The 17,304-nt window shown below is 66.7% G+C and carries 17 protein-coding genes and 1 pseudogene; 4 read left to right on the top strand and 14 right to left on the bottom strand.

Features of this window, described 5'->3' with window-relative positions:
• Positions 1 to 38 precede the first annotated feature (38 nt).
• From NP3_RS27715 to dapA, 4 genes are all read right to left on the bottom strand, one after another.
• Entirely contained in the window at positions 39 to 2,627 is a 2,589-nt protein-coding gene (locus NP3_RS27715) for a DNA translocase FtsK (protein ID WP_063044544.1), read from the bottom strand.
• Between the two features lie 91 nt (positions 2,628 to 2,718).
• Positions 2,719 to 3,345 (bottom strand): TIGR03085 family metal-binding protein, encoded by a 627-nt coding sequence (locus tag NP3_RS27710; RefSeq protein ID WP_063044543.1) that lies wholly within the window; start codon positions 3,343 to 3,345, stop codon positions 2,719 to 2,721.
• A gap of 59 nt (positions 3,346 to 3,404) precedes the next feature.
• Complete coding sequence (locus NP3_RS27705; RefSeq protein WP_063044542.1) at positions 3,405 to 5,384, bottom strand: ribonuclease J; 1,980 nt, start codon at positions 5,382 to 5,384, stop codon at positions 3,405 to 3,407.
• 67 nt (positions 5,385 to 5,451) lie between these two features.
• The gene (gene dapA, locus NP3_RS27700; RefSeq protein ID WP_063044541.1) at positions 5,452 to 6,360 is read right to left on the bottom strand and encodes a 4-hydroxy-tetrahydrodipicolinate synthase; all 909 of its coding nucleotides are present in this window, start codon (positions 6,358 to 6,360) and stop codon (positions 5,452 to 5,454) included.
• Positions 6,361 to 6,507: 147 nt separating this feature from the next.
• Here dapA and NP3_RS27695 point away from each other — a divergent pair, with 147 nt between their 5' ends.
• Entirely contained in the window at positions 6,508 to 6,954 is a 447-nt protein-coding gene (locus tag NP3_RS27695; RefSeq protein WP_063044540.1) for a toxin-antitoxin system HicB family antitoxin, read from the top strand.
• 44 nt (positions 6,955 to 6,998) lie between these two features.
• Positions 6,999 to 7,568: an alpha/beta hydrolase fold domain-containing protein gene (locus tag NP3_RS47070; RefSeq protein WP_245721135.1), complete on the top strand. Its 570-nt coding sequence runs from the start codon at positions 6,999 to 7,001 to the stop codon at positions 7,566 to 7,568.
• Here NP3_RS47070 and NP3_RS27685 read toward each other — a convergent pair.
• From NP3_RS27685 to NP3_RS27650, 8 genes are all read right to left on the bottom strand, one after another.
• Entirely contained in the window at positions 7,480 to 8,679 is a 1,200-nt protein-coding gene (locus NP3_RS27685; RefSeq protein WP_063044574.1) for a winged helix-turn-helix domain-containing protein, read from the bottom strand. The two genes, NP3_RS47070 and NP3_RS27685, sit on opposite strands and share 89 nt — an antisense overlap.
• Before the next feature lie 31 nt (positions 8,680 to 8,710).
• On the bottom strand, positions 8,711 to 9,724 hold the full coding sequence (locus NP3_RS27680; protein WP_063044572.1) for a DUF8320 family protein: 1,014 nt from the start codon (positions 9,722 to 9,724) through the stop codon (positions 8,711 to 8,713).
• Entirely contained in the window at positions 9,717 to 10,910 is a 1,194-nt protein-coding gene (locus NP3_RS27675) for an ATP-binding protein (RefSeq protein WP_245721134.1), read from the bottom strand. The genes NP3_RS27680 and NP3_RS27675 overlap by 8 nt, the downstream gene beginning before the upstream one ends.
• An 89-nt stretch (positions 10,911 to 10,999) precedes the next feature.
• Complete coding sequence (locus NP3_RS27670) at positions 11,000 to 11,683, bottom strand: response regulator transcription factor (protein ID WP_063044538.1); 684 nt, start codon at positions 11,681 to 11,683, stop codon at positions 11,000 to 11,002.
• A 117-nt stretch (positions 11,684 to 11,800) separates the two neighbouring features.
• Entirely contained in the window at positions 11,801 to 12,253 is a 453-nt protein-coding gene (locus NP3_RS27665; RefSeq protein WP_157124579.1) for a flavodoxin family protein, read from the bottom strand.
• Positions 12,254 to 12,851: 598 nt separating this feature from the next.
• Positions 12,852 to 13,286, bottom strand: a complete 435-nt coding sequence (locus tag NP3_RS27660; protein ID WP_063044570.1) for a hypothetical protein — start codon at positions 13,284 to 13,286, stop codon at positions 12,852 to 12,854.
• Positions 13,287 to 13,366: 80 nt separating this feature from the next.
• On the bottom strand, positions 13,367 to 14,113 hold the full coding sequence (gene dapB, locus NP3_RS27655; RefSeq protein WP_063044537.1) for a 4-hydroxy-tetrahydrodipicolinate reductase: 747 nt from the start codon (positions 14,111 to 14,113) through the stop codon (positions 13,367 to 13,369).
• Between the two features lie 91 nt (positions 14,114 to 14,204).
• Positions 14,205 to 14,615: a winged helix DNA-binding protein gene (locus tag NP3_RS27650; protein ID WP_063044536.1), complete on the bottom strand. Its 411-nt coding sequence runs from the start codon at positions 14,613 to 14,615 to the stop codon at positions 14,205 to 14,207.
• 59 nt (positions 14,616 to 14,674) lie between these two features.
• Between NP3_RS27650 and NP3_RS27645 the strand changes: the two genes are divergently transcribed.
• Complete coding sequence (locus tag NP3_RS27645; protein ID WP_063044569.1) at positions 14,675 to 15,121, top strand: MarR family winged helix-turn-helix transcriptional regulator; 447 nt, start codon at positions 14,675 to 14,677, stop codon at positions 15,119 to 15,121.
• 42 nt (positions 15,122 to 15,163) lie between these two features.
• Here the strand turns inward: NP3_RS27645 and NP3_RS27640 are convergent, their stop codons facing one another.
• Positions 15,164 to 16,270 carry a zinc-binding dehydrogenase gene (locus NP3_RS27640; RefSeq protein ID WP_063044535.1) on the bottom strand — a complete coding sequence of 369 codons (1,107 nt, stop codon included), beginning with the start codon at positions 16,268 to 16,270 and terminating at the stop codon, positions 15,164 to 15,166.
• Positions 16,271 to 16,486: 216 nt separating this feature from the next.
• Between NP3_RS27640 and NP3_RS27635 the strand changes: the two genes are divergently transcribed.
• A complete protein-coding gene (locus NP3_RS27635) occupies positions 16,487 to 16,885 on the top strand; it encodes a VOC family protein (protein ID WP_063044534.1) in 399 nt (132 codons plus the stop codon).
• 8 nt (positions 16,886 to 16,893) lie between these two features.
• Here the strand turns inward: NP3_RS27635 and NP3_RS49295 are convergent.
• A pseudogene (locus NP3_RS49295) lies at positions 16,894 to 17,304 on the bottom strand (pentapeptide repeat-containing protein); the annotation flags it as partial.

The raw sequence follows: 17,304 nt of genomic DNA, 5'->3' as shown, positions 1-17,304 counted from the left end.
GCCCACCGGCGGTGAGAATATCTGCCGCCGAGGCGTTTTCACTCCTCCGGGCTGTCGGGCTCCGCGTCCCCGCCGCCGCGGATCGTCCACAGCAGCCCCTCGAGCTCGTCGGGCTTGATGAGCACATCGCGCGCCTTCGACCCCTCACTGGGGCCGACGACACCGCGGGTTTCCATCAGATCCATCAGGCGACCGGCCTTGGCGAAGCCGACGCGCAGCTTGCGCTGCAGCATGGAGGTCGAGCCGAATTGTGAAGTGACGACCAGTTCCACGGCCTGGACGAAGACATCCAGATCGTCGCCGATATCGGGATCGACATCCTTCTTCTCACCGGCCTTGGCGGCGGTGACGCCCTCCTGGTATTCGGGTTCGGCCTGGTTCTTGGTGAAATCGACGACCCCGTGGATCTCCTCATCGGAGATGAACGCGCCCTGCAGCCGGGTCGGCTTGTTCGCGCCCATCGGCAGGAACAGTCCGTCACCCATACCGATCAGCTTTTCCGCGCCGGGCTGATCCAGGATGACTCGTGAATCCGTCAGTGACGAGGTGGCGAAGGCCAATCGGGACGGCACATTGGTCTTGATCAGACCGGTGACCACGTCCACCGAGGGGCGCTGCGTCGCAAGCACCAGGTGGATGCCTGCGGCGCGGGCCTTTTGGGTGATGCGCACGATCGCGTCCTCGACATCGCGCGGCGCGGTCATCATGAGGTCGGCGAGCTCGTCGACGATGGCGAGAATGTACGGATAGGGCCGATAGACCCGTTCGCTGCCCAGCGGCGCGGTAATGGCACCCGACTTGACCTTCTTGTTGAAGTCGTCGATGTGGCGGACCTTATTGGCCTGCATGTCCTGGTAGCGCTGTTCCATCTCCTCCACCAGCCAGGCCAGCGCGGCGGCGGCCTTCTTCGGCTGGGTGATGATGGGGGTGATGAGGTGCGGAATGCCCTCGTACGGAGTGAGTTCCACCATCTTGGGGTCGATGAGGATCATCCGGACCTCGTCCGGAGTCGAGCGCGCCAGCAGCGATACCAGCATCGAGTTCACGAAACTCGACTTACCGGAACCGGTCGAACCCGCGACCAGCAGATGCGGCATTTTCGCGAGATTCGCCGAGACGAAATCGCCCTCGATGTTCTTGCCGAGCCCGATCACCAATGGGTGGTGGTCATTTCGGGTCGAGGGGGCCTTGAGCACATCGGCCAGGCGCACCAGTTCGCGATCGGCGTTGGGTACCTCGATACCGACGGCGGACTTACCCGGAATCGGGGCCAGCAGCCGAACATTCTCGGTGGCAACGGCATAGGCGATATTGCGGGCCAGCGCGGTGATCTTCTCGACCTTCACGCCGGGCCCGAGTTCCACCTCGTACCGGGTGACCGTAGGGCCGCGCACGAAACCGGTGACCGCCGCGTCGATCTTGAACTGCACCAGCACCTCGGTGATCGCCTCGATCATCGATTCATTGGCGGCACTGCGCTTCTTGGGCGGATCGCCGTCGGTGAGCAGCGTCAATGGCGGGAGGGTGTAATCACCCTCGACCTCACGGTCGTTGATGAACTCCAGCTGCTTCGGCGGCGGTGGGGTCTGGTCCTCGACCTTGATCGGTGCGCGCTTCTTCGGCTTGGGCTTCTCTTCGGGCGCCGTCTCGGTAGCAATCGGTTTCGCATCGCGCAGTGGCGGTTCGCCCATGACCTCGGTGACCGCATCGGAGCCGCCGAATTCGTCGGGCGGGTAGTTCTCCTCCGGGGTGCGACCGCGCCGCTTCGACTTGCTACTGCGATGCAGCGGGAACCCGTCGGCATCGTAATTGGCCGGATCGAAATCGGATTCGCCGTCGTAGTCACCGTATTCGTCGCCGCCGCTGCCGGTGCCGAAGTACTCGCGCAACCGCTGCGGTACCTCGCGCACGGTGGTTCCGGTTACCAGCAGCACACCGAAAATGATGGCCAGCAACAGCATCGGCACCGAAAGCCAGGCGGTGAGCCCGCTGGTCAGCGGGCCGCCGACCACGAATCCGACGAAACCCGCTGCGCGCGAACGCCCGTGCGCATCGGTCGGCGATCCGGCGGCGATATGCCAGAGGCCCAGGACCGGCAGTCCGATCAGCAATCCGCCGAGTACCAGCCGCGGGCGGATCTCCGGACGTGCCTCGGTCCGCATCAGGACAATGGCGATTCCGGTGGCCACGAACGGCAATCCGGCCGATGCCGACCCGGACACCGCACGAATCGCCTCCTCGACCCAGTGGCCGATCGGCCCACCCGCCGAGAGCCATACCGCGGCCGCGATCACCGCGCTGAGGGCGATGAGGGCCAGTGCGATACCGTCGCGGCGATGCCCGTGTTCGATTTCGCCCGCCCGGCTCACGGCCCTGGTGGTGGCGCCGAGTCCGCGCGCGAGCATATTCCAGCCGCTGCTGATGCCGCGGCTGATGACCGCGAGCGGTGCGGTATCCGACTTGCGACGGACCGGGCGGCGCGCCGGTGTGGTGCGGGCGCGCGGTGCGGGCGAGCGACGTTGAGCGGTGGTGCGAGCCTGGCCCGAACGAGATGCCGCCGTGGTCCTCCCCCGAGCCGATCCCGCCCGCGCACGAGTGGTCGTGGAGCTGCGGGACTTACCTGCCATGGACTCAGGCTAGCCGCAAACGCCCCATCCAGACCATCAACCACACACGTATCGCACGTCTCTCCCCCGCCTCTCCGACTATTTGCCCTGATTACAAAGAGCGATCTATCTCTAGGACAGCCCGCACATCCGCCGGATCACCCGCGGTTTCGATCCGGACCTCATCGCGGCCGAAGGCGTGCAGCAGCAGTTCCGAGGGTTTGCCGGTCAGTGTCACCTGCGCCGTGCCGGACTTCGTATGCACCACGGCCCGCCTGCCGTCGGGAGTGGCCAGTTCGACGGTGACCGGCGCTTTGCGGTAGGCCATCCGGCCCATGCGACGCAGCGCCGACCACAGCTCGTCCTCCTCGGCGGCGGAGAAGTCACGCGGCTCCCAGCCGGGTTCGCCGCGGCGCACGTCCTCGTGATGGACGAACATCTCGGTCAGATTGACGAAGGCATCGAACGGTTTGAGCGGCGACCACCACGGCGGGCCGGAGCGCACATCCGCCAGCAGGTCCGGGAATGGCCGCCGCGCCGCCTTGGCCTGCACCGACTCCAGATATCCGGCGAACGGTTTCAGCATGATGCCGGGCGACGCGTCCGGGCGGCGTTCCCGAACTACCAAGTGCGCGGCCAGATCTCGCACCGTCCAGCTGCCGCACAGCGTGGGCGCGTCCGGCCCCACCGCGGACATCGTGTCCACCAGTGCCCGACGTTCCCGTTGCGCCATGCTCATCTGCCGAACATATCGGATACGGAGTCGGCGCGGCAGTCCGACTCCGACGGAGGCAGGTGTCAGACGCCGATGACCGTCGGCACGATCATCGGGCGGCGACGGTAGGTTTCGGCCACCCAGCGACCGACCACCCGCCGCACACTCTGTGCGATGCGGTGGGTATCGGTGACACCCTCACCGGCCAGTCGCAGCAGTTCGGCCTCGACTAGTTCCGCGGCATCGACGAGTGCGGTCGGATCATCGGAGAACCCGCGTCCGCTGATCTCGGGCGTGCTGACAGCCTTGCCGGTGGTCGAGTCGACCGCGAGGGTGATCGAGATGAACCCGCCCTCACCGAGCACCAGCCGATCCGAGAGCGTCGATTCACCGACATCACCGACCGAGAGTCCGTCGACATACACATGTCCGACCGGCACGCGCCCCACGATCGAGGCGATCCCGTCGACCAGGTCCACCACCACGCCGTCCTCGGCGAGCACCACCCGATCCTCCGCCACGCCGGTCGCCACGGCCAGCGCGGCATTGGCGCGCAGATGCCGCCATTCGCCGTGCACCGGCATGGCATTGGTGGGCCGCACCGCGTTGTACAGGTACAGCAATTCACCCGCGGACGCATGTCCGGAGACGTGCACCTTCGCATTCTGCTGGGTGATCACCGTGGCGCCGAGCCGCGACAGACCGTTCACCACCGCGAATACCGAATTCTCATTGCCCGGGATCAGCGAGGAGGCCAGCACCACGAGATCGTCGGAGCGGATATTGATCTGGCGGTGTTCACCGCGCGCCATCCGCGACAGCGCCGACAGCGGTTCGCCCTGCGAGCCGGTCGAGATGAGCACCAGCCGATCGCCAGGCAGGGTCGCGGCGACATCGAGATCGACGACCACACTGTCGGGCACCGTCAGATAGCCCAGTTCCTGCGCGATCTCCATATTGCGCACCATCGAGCGACCGATGAAACACACTCGCCGCCCGTATTTCTGGGCGACATCGACCACCTGCTGGATGCGATGCACATGGCTGGCGAACGAGGCGACGATCACCCGATGCCTGGCCTTGCCGATCACCGTATCCAGAACGCCGCCGATTTCGCGTTCCGGCGTGACGAAGCCCGGCACCTCGGCATTGGTGGAGTCCACCAGGAACAGATCGACGCCCTCGTCACCGAGGCGGGAGAAACCGGCCAGGTCGGTGAGGCGACCGTCCAGGGGCAGCTGATCGAGTTTGATATCGCCGGTGTGCAGCGCGACACCGGCGGGCGTGCGGATGGCGACGGCAATGGCATCGGGAATCGAGTGGTTGACCGCGAAGTACTCGCAGCCGAACGGGCCGTGCGTGGTGTGCTGGCCCTCGATCACCTCGACGAGCTTGGGACGCTGCCGGTGCTCGCGGCATTTCGCGGCCACCAGCGCGAGGGTGAATTTCGAACCGACGACCGGAATATCGGCCCGCAGGCGCAGCAGGAACGGCACCGCGCCGATGTGGTCCTCATGGCCGTGGGTGAGCACGATGGCTTCGACATCGTCCATCCGGTCCTCGATGGGCCGGAAGTCGGGCAGGATCAGGTCGACGCCGGGCTGCTGATCCTCCGGGAACAGCACGCCGCAGTCGACGATGAGCAGTTTGCCGCCGTATTCGAAAACGGTCATATTGCGGCCGATTTCGCCGATGCCGCCCAGGGCGAAGACACGCAGACCGTTCTTGGGCAGCTTCGGCGGGGTACCGAGCCGGTCGGCTGCTGCCCGCTCGGCGGGAGCCGACACGGGTTGCTCACCGCGTCCGCGTCCGCGCTGCTGACGGCCGCGCGCCGGTCTGCGGGGCTGCTCGGCCGGGGCCTTCAGCGCGGCCTTTTTCGCGGGGGCCTGCTCCGGCGCGGTCTGTCTGGAAGCGGTATCGGACTGCGCTGGATCGCCGACGTCGGATTGCGCTGTCCGATCGGGCTTTTCGGTGCTGACCGGTGGACGCTGCGCGGCGGGTTCGGGTGCGCCCGCGGGCCGGGTCGCGGTCCGGCGGGGGCGACGACCTGCTGCTTCAGTCATGACTGCACCTCACTACTGGTCGGTTCGATCATGTCTGACAATGCGGTGATTCTGATTCGCTCACTCCTCATGAAAGCACCCCTGCCAGCCGGAGGTCGGCGGCGAGGGCATCGAGTTGTTCGGTGGTCGGCATCAATTGCGGCAGGCGCGGCTCGCCCGCATCCACACCGAGCAGACGCAGCCCGCCCTTGCTCATCGCGACGCCACCAAGTCGCGACATCGCGGCGTTCAACGGCAACATGCCAGCATTGATCTCGCGGGCGCGCACCACGTCACCCGCGGTGTAGGCCTCGAGCAGGGCGCGCAGCCGCTCGGGCACGAGATGTCCGATGACACTGATGAATCCGGTCGCGCCGACCGAAAGCCACGGCAGGTTCAGCGCGTCGTCACCGGAGTAGAAGGCCAGATCGGTATTCGCGATGAGATCCGCGCCCGCGTTCAGATCCCCCTTGGCATCCTTGACCGCGACGATGCGCGGATGCTCGGCGAGTTTGCGAATGGTGTCGCTGGCAATGGGAACCACCGAGCGCGGCGGAATGTCGTACAGGGTGACCGGCAGGTCGGTGGCATCCGCGACGGCGGTGAAATGCGCGATCAGGCCGTCCTGGGTGGGCCGGGAGTAGTACGGCGTCACCACGAGCAGGCCGTGCGCGCCCGCACGCTGGGCATTGCGGGCGAGTTCGATCGAATGCGCGGTGTCATAAGTGCCCGCGCCCGCGATCACGGTGGCGCGAGCGCCGACGGCGTCGACGACGGCACGCAGCAGATCCGCCTTCTCTGATTCGGTGGTGGTCGGCGATTCCCCGGTGGTACCGGAAATCGCCAGCAAATCGACGCCGCGGTCGACCAGGCGGGCCGCGAGCGCGACCCCGGCATCGACATTGAGCTTGCCGTCGACACCGAAGGGAGTCACCATCGCGACACCTACTGTGCCGGACGCACGCAGCTCCGTAGGCGTCGATTCACCGTTCGTCATGGTCAGAAAGGCTACCCGCTCCCGGGAACAGCCTCGACACCCTCATCGCCGAACGGCCTGCCACGGCGACTGATTCACCTCGCAGTACTCGATCATGATGTCAAATCCACCCTTGAATGACGCCATTAATGGCGTCACACTGATGTCATGGATTTGAACAAATACACCGCACAGCTACGCGAGGACCTCATCGCGGCCGCCGCGCTCGGCGACGAAAAGACCCAGGCCACCGCCGCCGCCCTGGCCGCTGCGACAGAAAGTTCGGCACGATTGGCGCTGCTCGCGGCGCTATCGGACCTCGCCGCTGAGGTCAGCGCAGAGCTCGGCGACCGCACAGTTCACGTCTCGGTGAACGGCACCGATGCGACCGTCGACGTCCGAAAGAATCCGGCGGCGGAAAACGAGCATCCTACGATCGAGGAGATGACCGGCGATATCAGCCGAGTCACCCTGCGGATGGTCGAGCAATTGAAGTCCAAGGCCGAGGAAGCCGCTGCGGCCAGCGGGGTTTCGCTGAACTCATGGCTGTCGAATGCCGTCAGCGGTGCGCTGCGCGACCAGATGCGCGGCTACGGACCCAAGCGCGACAGCTGACTTGGATGCCACTTCGGTACCGCTAACTATTGCAAGCAGACCCGGTGGCTGATTCAATCGCGGACCGACCGGCCTTCAGCCTGGACTATCGCCGCGCGCCGGTGCACCGGTTTCCCGCCGCCCACGATGACGCGCTCAACGGTTACCTGTGGTTGCTCGCTCGCGGAGAGGACATCGTCGTCATGGGTGATTCGGCGGGCGGACATCTCGCGCTCGGGTTGTGTGTGCAGCTGCGTGAGCTGGGGCTCGGACAGCCGAGGGCGGTGGTCGCGTTCTCGGCGCTGGTCGACTCGACCTGGACGTTGTCGCGGGAGCGCGAACAGCACGTCGATGACGCGTTTGTGCGAGTGCGGGCGGCGCAGAAGTTGACCGAGCTCTATACCGGCTCGGACCACTTCGACGACCCGCGGCTGAATGTGCTGGGTGCGGTCGGGCCGGATCTGCCGCCGATCCTGTTGCGGGCAGGCGCCGCCGAGGCGCTGTGGAGTCGCAGTCCACGCGGAAACCGAAATCGGACTGAGCAGTTCACAACAGCGGCGCGAGATCGCCGCGATCGCCGATCACCACCTCGTCGAGTTCGAGCCAGTCGGCCATCTCACGCAGCGCATCGGTGAGTGCCCGCGCCGTCTCCGGCGTGCTGTAGCCCGGTTCGGCGAAGGCACCTGGCACCAGTAGCCTGCCTGACGCACGCTCGGCACGTAGGTCGACCCGTCCGACGAGTTCTCCGTTCAGGAGAAACGGAAATACGTAATACCCGTGCACTCGTTTGGGTTCCGGCGTGTAGATCTCGATTCGGTAGTGGAAATCGAAGATCCGCTCGGTGCGGGTTCGGAAGAAGATGAGCGGATCGAAGGGGCACAGCAAGGCCGCGCCCTCGATTCGGCGCGGTGTCGAGGCACCGGCGCGCAGATAGGCGGGTTTCCCCCAGCCCGCCACCTCGACCGGTTCCAGCTCTGCCGCATCGACCAACTCCGCGATGGCCGGTTCGGTTTGTGAGCGATGCAGGCGGTAGTAGTCGCGCAGGTCGGTCTCGGTCGCGACGCCCAGTGCGGTGGCCGCGCGCAGTACCAATTCCCGTACCGCCTCGGCCTCGGATACGTTGCGCACCAAGATCTCCGGCGGGATCACTCGCTCGGCCAAGTCGTAGTGGCGGGTGAACCCGACCCGCTTGTCGACCGAGAGCGCCCCTGCCGCGAACAGCGCCTCGCAGATCATCTTGGTGTCGCTGAGATTCCACCAGGAGCCCTTGGGACGCGGCTTGTCCAGCTCGAGGTGGCGCTCCACTTCACCGGCGGTGGCGGCACCGAACTCGGTGATGACGTCGAGAATGTCCTTGCCGAGGGTGGGATTGCGTTCGGTCACCCGGCGCATGCCGCTCCAGCGTCCGTGTTCGTATTTCCGCATCCGCCAGCGCATGAGCGGCCAATCCTCGACCGGGATGAGCGCGGCCTCGTGCGCCCAGTACTCGACCAGCCGCCGCGGGCGGCGCACACCATTGCTCCAGACGGCCTCGTCCAGCACCGTCCGGTCGTAACCGCCGATCCGGCTGAAGACCGGCGCGTAGTGCGCGCGCACCACCGCCGATACCGAATCCAGTTGCAGCAATTGGGTTCTGCCGAGCACATCGAGGATCGTCCGCCGGGTCGGCGCGGTCGGTTTGCGCCGCCCGAAACCCTGCGCGGCCAGCGCCGTCCGACGCGCCGCGACCGCACTCATCGTCCGCATGATCACGACAATGCCATGGGGGTACGACAGGTTACGTCGAGACCGAGACCTCGCCCGCGGTATCGATCTCGGTGCGCCGATCCCGATCCGGTGCGTTCGCGAGCACGGTGGCCAGTACCCGTCGGCCCATCGGCAATACCCGAACGGTCACCGAACCGGCATTGGCGGCATCCAATTCCCGGGTCGCCGATTCGATCACCTGCTGGCGCACCCACTTCGGCACCCCGGCGAATCCGCCGTCGTCGAGCAGCACCACCTCGACCCCGCGCGAACGTGCGCCGCGGGCGGCACTGCTCAATTCGTCGGTCACCAATTGCGGTGCGCGCAGACCGTCCCGGAGTTCGGCCTCCAGCAGCCTGCACTCTTCGCGTTCGCCCGCGGTGAGTTCGGCGCCGTCGGCGATGCGTTCCAGAATCGGCCGCGCCACCTTGTCGAGCCGGGCCAGCTGCCGATCCCGTTCGCCGTTCTGCGCGGCCATGGTCGCCTCGGCGGCCGCGCGCATGGTGGCCTCCTCGCGCAGCAGCCGCAGCGAGCGCTGCATCGGCCGCATGACCGCCGCGCCGATCGAGACCCCGGCAACCGTGGCGATCGGCACGATGGATCCGACCACCACCCGCAGGCCGTTCGTCGCGCCGACCACCGCGATCACCGCCGCGATGCCCGCGACACCGCACCACGCCGCGCCCAACCGGCCACGGACCACCAGCACCGCGAGCACATAGGACGAAGCGAATGCGGTCCAGACCTGCTTGGACATGCCGTGGTCGATACTCACGGTGGTCAGCGCCGCCGCGATCGGACCGGCCGCGGCCACTGCGATGGCGGCGGGCAGCGGCAGCGGATCGACCGGGATCACCAGAACCAGCACTCCGGCCCCGGCCACCATCACCAGCGCGGTCGCGGCCAGCAGCAGCGGCGATTCGGCGAAATTGCGCACCATGTACAGCAGGATCGTGGCCTCGAAGATGACCAGGAACAGCCAGGCGGACCGGTCTCGCAGCCCGAGCAGATCGCGCAGGCCGAATTCGTTTTCGGTGTCAGCCATCGCCACCCCAGACCAAGGTCACCGTGGTTCCCTCCCCCGGTTGGGATTCCACGAATCCGGCGCCGCCTGCCAGCTGACGCATCCGGCCGAGGATGCTGACCGAGACGCCGAGCCGATCGGCGGGCACCCGGTCCAAATCGAAACCCGCGCCGTCATCGCGGAATACGACGCGGATACCGCCCGCACTGATCGTCACGGTGACGGTGCGCTGCACGGTGCGGCCCGCAACGGTGGCGTGGCGCAGACTATTTCGCGCCGCCTCGGCCAGGGCGGCGGCGATGGTGCCCGCCGCGTGCACCGGCAGGCGCAGGTCGTCGAGTCCGGCCCAGCGGCGCGCGGTGAATCGGATGCCCGGATTCACCTCGTGGATAGCCGAGCGCAGGAAGCCGATCGCCGATTGCGCGTCCAGTCGGTCGGGTTCGGTATTGGTGCCGCGGCATTCGTCGAGTTGTTCCAGCGTGCGTTCGGCCTGACCGCGCAGCACCGGCGATTCGGCGCCCGCCCGTGAGGCGTCGAGCAGGGTCGACAGCACCGCGTCGTGGATCAACGCGGCGAAGCGGGCGCGCTCACGATCGCGTGCCGCGGCACCGGCCACGGCGGCCGCGCGGCGGCTCGCGATCACCGATTCCCGGTCCACCCGTGCGGCCGCCGCGAGTGCGTAGACGCAGCACCACAGGAACAGTGCGCACAGGCCTGCGGCCCTGGCGAAATCGCCGATCAGCGACCAGACCGTCGCATCGGGCAGCACATATCGGTTCGCCACTGCCGCGGTAGCAGCGCCGACCAGGAGATAGCAGGTCGCCAGCGCCGGACGCCAGGCCAATACGGCCGCGAGCACGCCGAGCGCGATCACCCGATACATCCACACCGATGTGGTGTCGGTCAGCGGCACGGCATAGATGAACGGCATGGTCGTAAGCGCCGCAAGATAACTCAGCGCGGCCGCACCGGCCACCACGCGAATCGCCCTGCGGCCCATGGTGAACGAGACGACCGCGAGCACCGGGAACCAGCCGAGCGCCACGCCGACCACCAGGCTCGCCCACGGGCCGGAGACGAATTTGGCCTGGTCGGCGATGTCGGGTAGTTCGACGATCGCGACGATCACACCGGCGATTCCGACGGCCAGGCCCATCCGGCGCAGAATGCGATCCGAGGCCGCTTCGATAATTTTCTCCCTGGACACCGCGGTCCGCCCACGGCGCCACCGACTCGCCCGGAACGGGTCGGCGGAGCTCGCAGTGGCTATCGAGGTGTCCAGCGCGCTGGACGCGGTCATCCGCGGGGATGCCGCTCGGGAACCGGCAGCCATCCGTCCTCTACCGCCCGCTTGTAGAGGTCGGTCTTGGTGGGAGCCGGACGACCCGCATCGGCGTACTTCTGCCGGATGCGCCCCAGATAATCGTTGACGGTCTGTTCGGACAGACCCGTCAGCCGCGCGACGCGGGAGGCCTTCTCACCGGAGGCGTAGAGGGTGAGCACCTCTTCCTGGCGCGGGCTCAGACCGACGTCGGACAGTTGCGGATCGCCGTCGATGGCGGCGGCCCAGTCGGTGGTCACCACCTGCTCACCCGAGGCGGCGCGGCGCACCGCCGCGACCACCGTCGGCACATCCTCGGATTTGCGCACCACGCCGAGCACACCGGCCTTCGCCGCGGCGCGCACCAGGAACGCGTTGTCCGCGCCGGTGAATACCAGGACCTCGACGCCGCGGTTGCGCAGCGCGCGCACATTGTCTTCGGGCGAGGATCCGTCGGCCAGTCGAAGATCGAGCACGACCAGATCCAGCGGAGCGCTATTCTCCGCCGCCGCAAGCAGCTCCGGCACGGTCCCCGCTGTCAGCACCAGATCGAGATCGGGTTCCGGCGCCAGCATCGCGGCAAGCCCGATCGCCACCGATTCGTGGTCTTCGACCAGCCCGATCCGGCGCGGTGCTGTTTCGCCCCCTTCGGCCCACATCACCTCGATACTCCGTTCCCGAGCAAACTCGTCACATCCCCGCCGCTACAACGTCGCCTCGTAGTATGCCCGGATCCGCCGGATACCGGTCAGACACCAAAATTCGGGGGACGCGCATTACCCCATGAGCTGCGCCGCAACGGTCGCGCCGAGTTCCCAGCACTGCTGGATCTCCTCCTTACCGGGCGCGCCCATCACGATGACCGGCGCGGCAACCTGCTCCCAGCCGAGTCCGGTGGTCACGCTTCGCACGCCCCGTTCGGCCCCCTCGGTGCCTTCATTGCCGTGCAGATAGAAGCCGAACGGCCGACCGCGCGTCGAATCGAGGCACGGGTAGTAGAACGTGTCGAACGCATGCTTGAGCGCGCCCGACATATAGCCGAGATTCGCCGGGCTACCGAGCAGATAACCATCGGCGGCCAACACATCACTCGCGGTGACCGCGAGTGCGGCCCTGCGCTCGACCTCCACCCCCTCGATCTCCGGATCCGTCGCTCCCGAGACCACCGCCTCGAACATCGCCTGCATATGCGGTGACGGAGTGTGATGAATGATCAGCAGCCGTGGCACATCCAGCAGCGTACTGCCGCCTCGAACTCGAGTCGGATCTAAGGGCCCTCAGCTATTGACTGGCGACAAAATAGGAGGAAAATAAAGGTTTACACCAGAAAACCGGAAGTGCTGAACTGTCGGCGGAGACGTCCAAAGGCATGGGAGACATTTTCGAGGATCTGGCCAGGCCCCCGGCAAGCCAGTCGAATATCGGAGCTGTCAGCGACGACTGAAACTCATGAATTCGATGGAGACTACCGGGGACTGCTCTGTGTGGGGGGTTCTTTTTGCTCGAGCGCCTGTTCCCGACGGCTCAGGGAGCGCCGTCGATTCCAGCTATTCGGGCGACATCACGACGTATCCCGATGACGCACATATCGCGCCCACGACAATGCACTGATGGCGCAGCCTCGACGTCTGCCTCCACCACTACATGGTGATCATCCATCCAGGCTCCAGCTTGCTCGGCGCGCGGGGTCGGCGACAGGGGCGAGGAATCGCTCGGCACAGGACCTCGGAGCCCACGCGCTGGTGGCGGGGGCTTCCTGGTGTTCGGGTGCGCCAATGCATGGTGATCGGCTGACCGGATTCTGGGTGGGCACAATGTGGCCATGGGTCAGGGGTTGTGATCCAGTTTTTCCAAAGCTACTGCGCGGCGCATGGTTTCGCGGGCTCGGGTGCGGTCGCCAGCGTAGTCGTAGGCGCGGGCCAGGCGGTAGGAGACGCGCCAGTTATCGGGGTCGGCCTCCCATTCCTGTTTGACCTTGTTGAAGAGTTCGTCCGCGGCGGCTCGTTCGATGCGGCCGGACGGGCGGCGCGGGAGGTTCGAGGTGTCGAGTTCGAGGCCCTCGTCGTGGATGCGGCGGGCCAGGTGTTGGTGCGCCAAGGCCGCGCGGACGGTTGCGACGACGATCCAGACGCCCAGCAGCGGCAGGATCAGGACGCCGATGCCGATGACGACGGCCGCGAGGTCACCGGAAGCGATGAGGCTGAGCGCGATGCGGCCGAGCAACACGAAGTAGAAGCCGAGCACGACGACCAGGGCGGCGATGAATGCGACGACCTTGCGGACGTCGGTGCCGCGCGTGTCGGTGTCCGAGCCCTGGTCTTCCGGCTGGACCGGTTCCGGTGTCACAGATCCAGGAACGGGTCGAGCCCGACGGTCAGGCCTGGGCGATTGGCGATCTCGCGGACGCCGAGCAGTACGCCGGGGGCGAAGGAGGAGCGGTCGATGGAATCGTGGCGGATGGTGAGGGTTTCGCCCTGGGTGCCGAAGAGCACCTCCTGGTGTGCGACGAGTCCGGCCAGGCGCACCGAATGCACCCGCACGCCGTCGACATCGGCGCCGCGCGCGCCCTCGAGTTCCTGGGTGGTGGCGTCGGGGCTGCGGCCGACTCCGGCCTTGTCCCGCGCGGCGGCGATCAGGCCCGCGGTGCGATATGCGGTGCCCGAGGGCGCGTCGACCTTGTTCGGGTGATGCAGTTCGATGACCTCGACCGAATCGAAGAACCGCGCCGCCTGCTCGGCGAACCGCATGGACAGCACGGCGCCGATGGCGAAGTTCGGGGCGATGAGCACACCGGTCTCCGGCCGCCCGGCCAACCAGCCGCGCACCTCGTCCAGACGCCCCTCATCGAATCCGGTGGTCCCGACGACCGCGTGAATGCCGCGTTCCACCAGGAACTTCAGATTTCCCATCACCACATCGGGATTGGTGAAGTCGACGACCACCTGCGTACCCGACTCGGTGAACGACTCGAGCGAATCGTCCTTGTCGACGGTCGCGACCAACTCCAGATCGTCGGCCGCCTGCACCGCCGCACAGATCGCCTGACCGACTTTCCCCCGCGCACCGAGCACTCCGACCCGAATGGTCACCGCACCTCCTAATTCCACCAACGACCCCGCCAGCCTATCGACCCCGCTCCCCTTCCGGTCCGCTGACCTCCGGTGATCGGCGACACGCAGCTCAGGCGCCTGCCATATTCCCGGCCATCCGCTCCAGCAGGCGAACGGTCTCGACGTACTGGCCGTCGGTGATGCCGTCGAGCATGGCGCGGCGGCGCTTGCCGATCAGGGTGAAGGCTTGGTGGTGGGTGGTGCGGCCGGTGTCGGTCAGGGCGAGGGTGCCCGAATCGTCGCTGATGTCACCGCGATCCACCAGCTGCGCGAGTTGGACACCCCACTCCGAAGGGGAGTTCCAGAAGGGGGCGAGGCCGTCGCGGACGTCGGCGGCGGGGCGGGGACCTTCGGCGAGTGAGTTGAGGATCTGCCAGTGGCGGCGGGTCAGACCGGACGCGGCGAGATCGTCCTCGAAGCGGGCGTCGATCCGGCGATCCAGTTCCTTGAGCCAGTAGCCGATCGGACGTAGTGCTGCCATCGTTCCTCCAAAGCATGTAGAATTACAACTACATGTAATATGACATGAAAGTGGGCCCGATGGAAGAGCGCGATGCGGTGACCGCGGCCGTCGAGGCGGCGATGGTGCGGATCCGGCGGCGGCAGACCCGCGGAGCGCTCGGCAAAGATTCGCCGGTGCCGATCGCGGTGTTCCGGGTGCTGGACGCGGTAGCAGGCGCGAATGCGGACACCGTCGGAACCCTGGCCCCGACATTGGGCGTCGATCAGCCACGCGCGAGTCGCCTTGTCGCCCAGGCGGTTTCATCCGGCCACCTGGAGCGGGTGGCGGATCAGCAGGATGGCAGGCGAGCGGTCCTACGACTGACCCCCGCCGGACGTTCCGCCGTAACCGCGGCGCGCGACGGCCGCCGCCGCGCCATGGCGGCCGCGATGGCGGACTGGACCGACCGTGAGCGCACCGAATTCGCCCGCCTGCTCGGACGATTCGTCGACGCACTCGACGAACACCCTGGTCCGCGCAACTGAAAAACCCTGTACAGACCCCGCGAGAGAGGAAACACTGCCGCGCTAATCGAACACAATGACCTGCCGCAGCGCATGCCCGGCAGCGAGCTCATCCATAGCGCGGTTGATTTCGTCCAATCCGACGTGCGAGGAAACCAGCTTCTCGACGGGCAACCGACCCTCGCGCCACATCCGAACGTACTCCGGGATATCGCGGGAGGGCACCGCCGAGCCCAGGTAGCTGCCGACGATGGTGCGGCCCTGCGCGACCAATGCGAGGGGCGAAACGCTCGCACGGGCATCGGGGGCAGGCAGTCCGACGGTAACGGTCGTGCCGCCGGGTCCTGTTGCGGCCACGGCGGTTTCGAAGGCGCGCACATTGCCCGCGGCCTCGACCACGACATCCGCCTGGATGCCATGTTCCGCGAGTTCGACCGGTGTATATGCGGCGCTCGCACCGAGTTCCTTTGCGAGAGAGAGCTTTTCCGGCACGGTATCGACGGCGATCACCTCGTGCGCACCGAGCGAGACCGCGACGAGTACCGCCGCCATGCCGACGCCGCCGAGCCCCACGACCATGATCCGGTCTGCCGCACCGGGTTTCGCGGAGTTGAGCAGCGCACCACCACCGGTGAGCACCGCGCAGCCCAGTACCGCGGCGACCTCGGGCGGGACATCGGCATCGACCGGAACCACCGATCGGCGATCGACGACAGCGTGCGTCGCGAAAGCGGACACGCCGAGGTGATGATGCACCTGCGCACCCTCGCGGTGCAGCCGCCGTCCACCGTTCAACAGCTCACCCGCATTGTTGGCAACGCTGCCCGGCCCACACGGCGTGCGGCCGTCACTGGCACAGCCCGCGCACTCACCGCAGCGCGGCAGGAAGGTCATCACCACGCGCTGACCCACCGCGAGATCACTGCCACCGGGCCCGATCGCTTCGACGATGCCCGACGCTTCGTGCCCGAGCAGCATCGGCACCGGTCGCACCCGGTTTCCGTCCACCACCGACAGGTCGGAATGACACAGCCCGGCGGCCTCGATCCGCACCATCAGCTCACCTGGACCCGGCTCCCCCAGATCCAGCTCACAGACGGTGATCGGCACCGACTCGGCGAACGGCGTGGGCGCTGCGATCCGCTCCAGGACCGCCCCTCGAATCTTCATTCCACGACGCTACCGCGCAGCGTCACAGACAGGGCAACATGGCCCGCATCATTCGAGGGTGGCACCATGGAGCGCGATTGGCTACCCTCGACGCCCGTGACGGTGCTCCCGTAGGCCGCCTTGTACCGAGCCCGGGGTCGGGACCGTCACGACACAAGGAGAAATCCCCTGGTCCACCCGTCGCCCGACCACCACCCCTCACGGAATCGCTCCGCGATGCCCTCTGTTCAGTTCAATCACACCATTGTCGGCTGTCGCGACAATCGGGTGTCCGCCGAATTCTGGTCGGACATCCTTGGTTTGGAACTAGGAAAAGAGTGGGGCCCGTTCATCCCGTTGCCGACCGGTAATGGAGTCACCTTCGACTTCGCGAACGTGCCACCGCACATCACCGAAATCCAGCCCCAGCACTACGCATTCCTGATCTCCGAGGCCGAGTTCGACGCGGCCTACACCAAGATCCAGCGCTACAAAATCGAGCATTGGGCCGACCCCCGGCAACGGGGCGTCAACGAGATCAACCACAACGATGGCGGTCGCGGCGTCTATTTCCTCGACCCCAGCGGTCACTTCTTAGAGTTGATCACGGTCCCGTACGGCGGTTGGCCGACGTAACCCGACCGTCACGCCGTGGCGGTCGGCGGCCACGGATTCGGTTTGACGCTGGTCGGTTTGCGGGTGGGCACGTCATCCCAGTCGAAATGCGTGCCCACCCACGCCTTCGGCCGATCGAAATGGATTTCCCGGGCGGCGAAACGCGTGCCGAGGAAAGAGATGTCGCCGAAGAAGTCGCCCTCGGTGAAGTCTACCGTGCGTCCGCCGAGGACGGTGCGCGGGAATCTGATACCACCGTGGAATTCGGCCTGCGAGAAGTCGGTTTCGCGAGTGCCCCTGTTGCGTAGTCGATTCGGCGCGCCGATCTTCGCCTCGTCGAAGGCGGTAAGAGTGGCGTAGAACTGCGCGGCCTTGAATGTGATACGGGGGCTTGTGCATTCGGCGCGATCGAAGGCGATGTGCTCCCCGTCCAGGACGGC

The sequence above is a fragment of the Nocardia pseudovaccinii NBRC 100343 genome (assembly GCF_001613225.1).
GTDB lineage: Bacteria > Actinomycetota > Actinomycetes > Mycobacteriales > Mycobacteriaceae > Nocardia > Nocardia pseudovaccinii.
This window is presented reverse-complemented; position numbering and strand designations above follow the sequence as displayed.